The sequence below is a fragment of the Brevundimonas sp. genome, from assembly GCF_036402095.1.
In the GTDB taxonomy this organism is placed as follows: domain Bacteria; phylum Pseudomonadota; class Alphaproteobacteria; order Caulobacterales; family Caulobacteraceae; genus Brevundimonas.
On record NZ_DASWTO010000059.1, the window covers coordinates 1 to 5,630 of the forward strand.

A 5,630-nucleotide genomic window follows, 5' to 3' on the forward strand; every position below is an offset into this window, starting at 1 on the left:
GTGGTGAAGCGCCGCAGGGGCTCTTCCTTCTCGTTGCCGATGACGCTGTCGTAGTCGCAGCAGCCGCCGGCGTCGGTCTGGTAGGCCGTGCCGCCGGTGAGGATCTGGCAGTCGGCGGTGGGGACGTGGGTGTGGGTGCCCACCACGAGAGAGGCCCGGCCGTCGCAGAAATGGCCCATGGCCATCTTCTCCGAGGTGGCCTCGCAATGCATGTCGACGATGATGGCGTCGGCGACGGCGCCAAGGGGGCAGGCCGCCAGTTCCTTCTCGACCGCGCTGAACGGGCAGTCCATCGGGTCCATATGGATACGGCCAAGGACGTTCATGACCAGCACGGTCTTGCCGGAGTGGGTCTCGAACAGATTGGCCCCGGCGCCGGGGGCGTCCATCAGGCGGGGGTAGTTGAGGGGCCGGATCAGGCGCGGCTCGCGCACGATATAGGTCAGGGCCTCGCGCTGGTCCCAGCTGTGATTGCCCAGCGTCAGGCAATCGGCTCCGGCCATGAACAGCTCGTTGGCGGTGTTCTCGGTGATGCCGAATCCGCCGGCGGCGTTCTCGGCGTTGACGACGACGAAGTCTAGCTTCAGGTCGCGCTTCAGCGCGGGCAGATGGTCGCCGAGACCGTCGCGGCCGGACTTGCCCACCACGTCGCCGAAAAACGCCAGTCTCATAGGGTCTGCCTCATGGGAGCGCTCTATAGCCCCTCTCGGTCAGAACGCCATGCAGGCGGATATCGTGCGGCTCGACGGGCAGATTTTCGACCGCCTGCCCGGCGTAGGCGAAGCCGACGCGCGTCGCGTCCGGCAAGGCGGCGAAGGTCCGGTCGTAGTAGCCGCCCCCCTGCCCCAGCCGCCCGCCCCGGCCATCGAAGGCCAGCAGCGGGGTGATGATAAGGTCGGGAGTCACCGCCTCGGCCAATGGAAAGGGGGCGGGCACGCCGGCGGCGTCCAGCTCCAGCGGTTCGCCCGGAGACCAGCGCCGGAAGAGCATTGGCGCGTCACGCTGGATCACAACAGGCAGGCACAGCTGACGGCCAAGCCGGGCCAGGGCCATCGACAGGGCGTCGGCGTCGATCTCGGATCCGATGGCGCGGTAGACGGCGACGACGTCCCCGGGCGGCAGGTCGGCGGCGTGTTCGGCCGCCCGCATCGAGGCTTCGGGATCGAGGCCTGCCAGGCGTTTGCGCGTCGCCCGCATGGCCGCCCGGAGTTCGTGCTTGTCGGTCATCGGGGGGAGTTAGCGGATTCCGGGATGGGCGGCGAGCCTGAGGCCGCGTCATCGGGAGGCGGCGCCTCCCTCCTCCAGCCCTCCACCGCCGGCTTCGCCGGTGGTCTCCCTCCCCCTTCGCTTGGCGACGGGCAGGAAAAGGGTGGCGGCGCCGCAAGAACCGTGAAGGACGTTTAAATCCTCTCGACCTGGGTAGCCAGGTGGGCGCCGTGTGCCCAGGCCCACGGGCCTGATCAGGGACAGCTCCCTTCGAGTGAATTAAGGTCGCGAGGAAATGTTGCCTTCGACGAGGGCCGCAGCAGGACCCGCCGTGGGACAAGATAGTCGTTCAGGCGGGGCGGAACAATGGCGCCCTCAGTCCCGCGGAAAACGGGAGGGGGCCGGGTCGTCCATGCGGAGGAGTTCAAGCGCGTCGCCGGTCAGTCGGAGGCGCAGGCGATCGTCTCCCCCTTCGATGGCGAACAGACCCTCCTCCGTCAGGGGGACGAGCCGGGAGGCCGGGCCGTTGGCGCGTCGCCACACCAGTCCTCCTTCCTCGAACACGATGGTCCGCCCGCCGTAGGTTCCCGCGAGTGCTCGCAGACGTTCCGGGGCGATGGTGACGGGGCGCGCCCGCGCGGCGGCGGCGGTCCGGGCCCACGCCCAGCCGGCGCGGTCGATGGGATCGGCGTCCTGACGGGCGAGCAGAACGTCGAGGGCCAGGGCGGTCGCTGTCTCGAGCGCCGTGTTGGGATCGACGGCGACGTCGGGTTCGACGCCCGTTCCCTCCCAGTTTCCGTCGGTGACCGGGTGGACGGGGCGGCCGTAGGAAACGCTGAGCATGAAGCCGGGGGCGATCGGCACGAAGGTGTTGTTGTTGGCGGCGCCGCCCGTGGTTGCGCCGACGAGCGTTCCAAGGTCGAACGTCTGGACGCTGTAGGCGAAGGCCTCGGCCGCCGAACCCACCTGACGGCTGGTCAGGACGTAGAGCGGCTTGCCGGTGAGGCGGCCGGCCGGCACGTGGTCGAGGGTCCGCGACTGGACCGGATCCTCGCCCGCCTCAAGGAAGGTCATGTCGAGCTGGTCCGGCTCCATGAAATGGCTGAGCAGGTAGCGCACCGCGGCATGGTCTCCGCCGCCGTTGCCGCGCAGATCGATGATCACGGCGTCGCCCTCGCGCAGAAAGCGCATGGCGTCGTCATAGGCCTGACCGGTGCGATCCTGCACCCAGTGGAAGGTGCTGACGCGCAGGTATCGGACATTGCCGGGAAGGATGCGCATCTCGCTCAGGCCGTGGTTGCTGCGCCGGGCCGCGGCGGCCCAGATGGCCATGAAGGCGGGGTTGTCATAGGGGTCGGCGTCGGAGGTGATCGCCGCTGCGTACTGGCCGGGCTCATGCAGCAGGTACATGTGGCCGTCCTGGCTGGACTCGCGCAGATCTGTCGAGATCCGTTCCGCGAAGGCCGACGGATCGGACGCGTCGTAGCGGCCGGACGCCAGGCCTTCGTTGAGCCGATCCCGGATGGCGGGAACCCGCTCGGGGAAGACGTAGCGGGTCTCGACGGCCAGGATGATTGCGGCGACCGCAGCGGCGCGTTGATCAGCGGTCAGGGGAGCGACAGCGGTCCGGACGGCGGCGGTCGGGGCGGGTTGCTGAGCCAGCGCCGGGACAGGGCCGCCAATGAAGAGGGCGCAGGCGGTTACGGTCAGGGCAAGGCGGGTCATCAATCGGCTCCGGATGCAGGGGAGGACGCCTCTGCGAGGCGGTCGGCGAGGGGACGGCGCTCAAGGGCCTCGAGCGCCCGGATCAGAACGTCCGCCAAGGGCTGGCCAAGGTCCTCGTCCAGCGAGCGGGAGGCGGCTTCGGTCGCGGCCCAGCATTGCTCGAGCCGGGGAAGCTGCTTCATGGCGAACGGGGTGAGGGCGACAATCCGCTCACGGGCGTCCGTTCCCGCCTCGAGCGAAACCCAGCCGCGCGCCGCCATCTGGGTGATGGTCTGGCTGACGGCGGAATGGCTCACGCCAGTCTGCCGGGACAGGGCGCGGAGGGTCGTCGGACCATGGTTGAGCAGGGCCCGGAGGATCGGCGTGAACCGCGGCCGGTAGTCCAGGCCCGCATCGACGTAGGATTGCCCGACCGCGCCATCGAGATGGTCGATGAGACGGCGGAGGAGCACCCCGTGGGTCTGAAGCGAGTGAGGCATGGCGGCAACTATATAAGCGCTTATACAATGCCTCAAATGACAAATCGGACAGCCTTCGGGCGGGTTCGCGTCAGAGGCCCTGGGCGATCTTCTCGAGACGGGCGGCGACGGCGTTGAGGGCCTCGGCGACGCCGTCGGTCGACGAGGCGGCGGTGGGCTCGGCCGCAGGGCCGGCCAGCCGCGCCTCATGCAGTTCGTCGGCCAGCAGGAGGCCGGCCATCAGGAACAGTCGAATGTCGCCGACGTGGCCGACCTCGCCCGCCACCTGCCGGACGTGGCCGTCAAACTGTTTGGCGAGGATGCGGACGCGCTCCTCCTGCCCGTCGGCGCAGCCGACAGCGTAGGGGCGGCCATTGATCTCGACTGTCACCGTCGCCATCAGCGCGGCTCCTGGCCGGAGAGGCTTTCGCGAATGGCGTCGGCGGCGCGGGCAAGCACCTCGGCGGCGTCGCGGCCGGCGGATTCCAACTCATGGATGCGAATGCGGTCGGTTTCGCTGGAAGGCTGGGGCGCGAACAGATCGTCGTCCGGGGCGCGACGCGATGGCGCGGCGGCGCGGCTCTTAAGGTCGAGCAGGCGACGTTCCAGCAGCGCCAGAGCGCGGTCGACACGGTCCTTGGCGGCCGATGCAGCGTCCATGCAGGTCACATCCTCCAGAATCCGTATAGAACCCGCTCGCGCGTCGGGGTAAAGCGGCGCGCCTCCCTTTTTCCGCCTCCCGACGAAAGGTCCCCCCGTGACCGACGCCAAATCCGTATCCGAAAAAGCCACGCCGAAGCAGATGGCGGACGCCATCCGCGTCCTGGCCATGGACGGGGTGGAGAAGGCGAAAAGCGGCCACCCCGGCATGCCCATGGGCATGGCAGACGTAGCGACGGTGCTGTTCTCGAAATTCCTCAAGTTCGACGCCAGCCGTCCGGACTGGGCCGACCGCGACCGGTTCATCCTGTCGGCCGGGCACGGGTCGATGTTGATCTACGCCCTGCTGCACCTGACCGGCTACAAGGCGGCGACGAAGGAGGAGCTGTCGAATTTCCGTCAGTGGGGGTCCAGGACGGCGGGGCACCCCGAGTTCGGCCACATGCCGGGCGTCGAGACGACCACTGGACCGCTGGGGCAGGGCCTGGCCAACAGCGTCGGCTTCGCCATGGCCGAACGGCACCTGGCGGCGCGGTTCGGGGATGACCTGGTCGACCACCGGACCTGGGTCATCGCCGGCGACGGCTGCCTGATGGAAGGTGTCTCGCAGGAGGCCATCACGCTGGCCGGCCGCTACAGGCTGAACAAGCTGACGGTGCTGTGGGACGACAACGAGATCACCATCGACGGCAAGGTCGGCCTGTCGGACGCCACCGACCAGAAGGCGCGCTTCAAGTCGGCAGGCTGGGCGGTCAAGGCCATCGACGGCCACGACATGGGACAGATCAAGGCGGCGCTGAAGTGGGCGACGCGACAGGACAAGCCGACGCTGATCGCCTGCCGCACGAAGATCGGGCGCGGCGCGGCGACCATGGAAGGCAGCCACAAGACGCACGGCGCGGCGCTGGGCGCAGCCGAGGTGGCGGCGACCCGGCTGGGCCTGTCGTGGACCCACGATCCGTTCGAGCTACCGGAAGGCGTTCAAAAGGCGTGGCTCAAGGTCGGTCGGCAGGGCGCGAAGTCGCGCAAGGCGTGGGAAGCCCGTCTCGCGGCGTCGTCGCAGGCGGCCGACTTCACCCGCGCCATGAAGGGCGACCTGCCCGAAGGCGCCTTCGCAGCGCTGGACGCGAAGGTCGCCGAACTGCTCGAGACGAAGCCGGCGCAGGCCACGCGCCAGTCGTCGGGCGCGGCGCTGGACGAGCTGTTCGCGGCCAGTCCCGAGCTGGTCGGCGGCTCGGCCGACCTGACCGGATCGAACAACACCTTCGTCAAGGGCACGCCGATCTTTGACGCGCCGACCTATGAAGGCCGTTACGTCAACTGGGGCATCCGCGAGCACGGCATGGCCGCGGCGATGAACGGCATGGCGCTGCACGGCGGGGTCATCCCCTACGGCGGCACCTTCATGGTGTTCTCGGACTACAGCCGGCCGTCGATCCGGCTGGCGGCGCTGATGGGCGTCCGGGTCATCCACGTGTTGACCCACGACTCCATCGGCCTGGGCGAGGACGGGCCGACGCACCAGCCGGTCGAGCATCTGGCGGCGCTGCGGGCCATTCCGAATCTGCTGGTGTTCCGCCC

At 69.1% G+C, this 5,630-nt stretch carries 7 protein-coding genes and 1 other RNA gene; 1 reads left to right on the forward strand and 7 read right to left on the reverse strand.

Features of this window, described 5'->3' with window-relative positions:
- From VGD32_RS04835 to VGD32_RS04865, 7 genes are all read right to left on the reverse strand, one after another.
- On the reverse strand, positions 1-671 hold a 671-nt coding region (locus tag VGD32_RS04835), incomplete at its 3' end, for a TIGR00282 family metallophosphoesterase (protein WP_331030773.1).
- 10 nt (positions 672-681) lie between these two features.
- Positions 682-1,227: a 5-formyltetrahydrofolate cyclo-ligase gene (locus VGD32_RS04840; protein ID WP_331030774.1), complete on the reverse strand. Its 546-nt coding sequence runs from the start codon at positions 1,225-1,227 to the stop codon at positions 682-684.
- Between the two features lie 144 nt (positions 1,228-1,371).
- Positions 1,372-1,532, reverse strand: a non-coding RNA gene (gene ssrS, locus VGD32_RS04845) — 6S RNA.
- 49 nt (positions 1,533-1,581) lie between these two features.
- Complete coding sequence (locus VGD32_RS04850) at positions 1,582-2,931, reverse strand: S41 family peptidase (RefSeq protein ID WP_331030775.1); 1,350 nt, start codon at positions 2,929-2,931, stop codon at positions 1,582-1,584.
- Entirely contained in the window at positions 2,931-3,410 is a 480-nt protein-coding gene (locus VGD32_RS04855) for a MarR family winged helix-turn-helix transcriptional regulator (RefSeq protein ID WP_331030776.1), read from the reverse strand. The genes VGD32_RS04850 and VGD32_RS04855 overlap by 1 nt, the downstream gene beginning before the upstream one ends.
- A 70-nt stretch (positions 3,411-3,480) precedes the next feature.
- A complete protein-coding gene (locus VGD32_RS04860) occupies positions 3,481-3,789 on the reverse strand; it encodes a cell division protein ZapA (RefSeq protein ID WP_331030777.1) in 309 nt (102 codons plus the stop codon).
- Positions 3,789-4,205 carry a hypothetical protein gene (locus VGD32_RS04865; RefSeq protein WP_331030778.1) on the reverse strand — a complete coding sequence of 139 codons (417 nt, stop codon included), beginning with the start codon at positions 4,203-4,205 and terminating at the stop codon, positions 3,789-3,791. The genes VGD32_RS04860 and VGD32_RS04865 overlap by 1 nt, the downstream gene beginning before the upstream one ends.
- Here VGD32_RS04865 and VGD32_RS04870 point away from each other — a divergent pair.
- A partial coding sequence (locus VGD32_RS04870) for a transketolase (protein WP_331030779.1) occupies positions 4,192-5,630 on the forward strand: 1,439 nt, incomplete at its 3' end. The genes VGD32_RS04865 and VGD32_RS04870 overlap by 14 nt on opposite strands.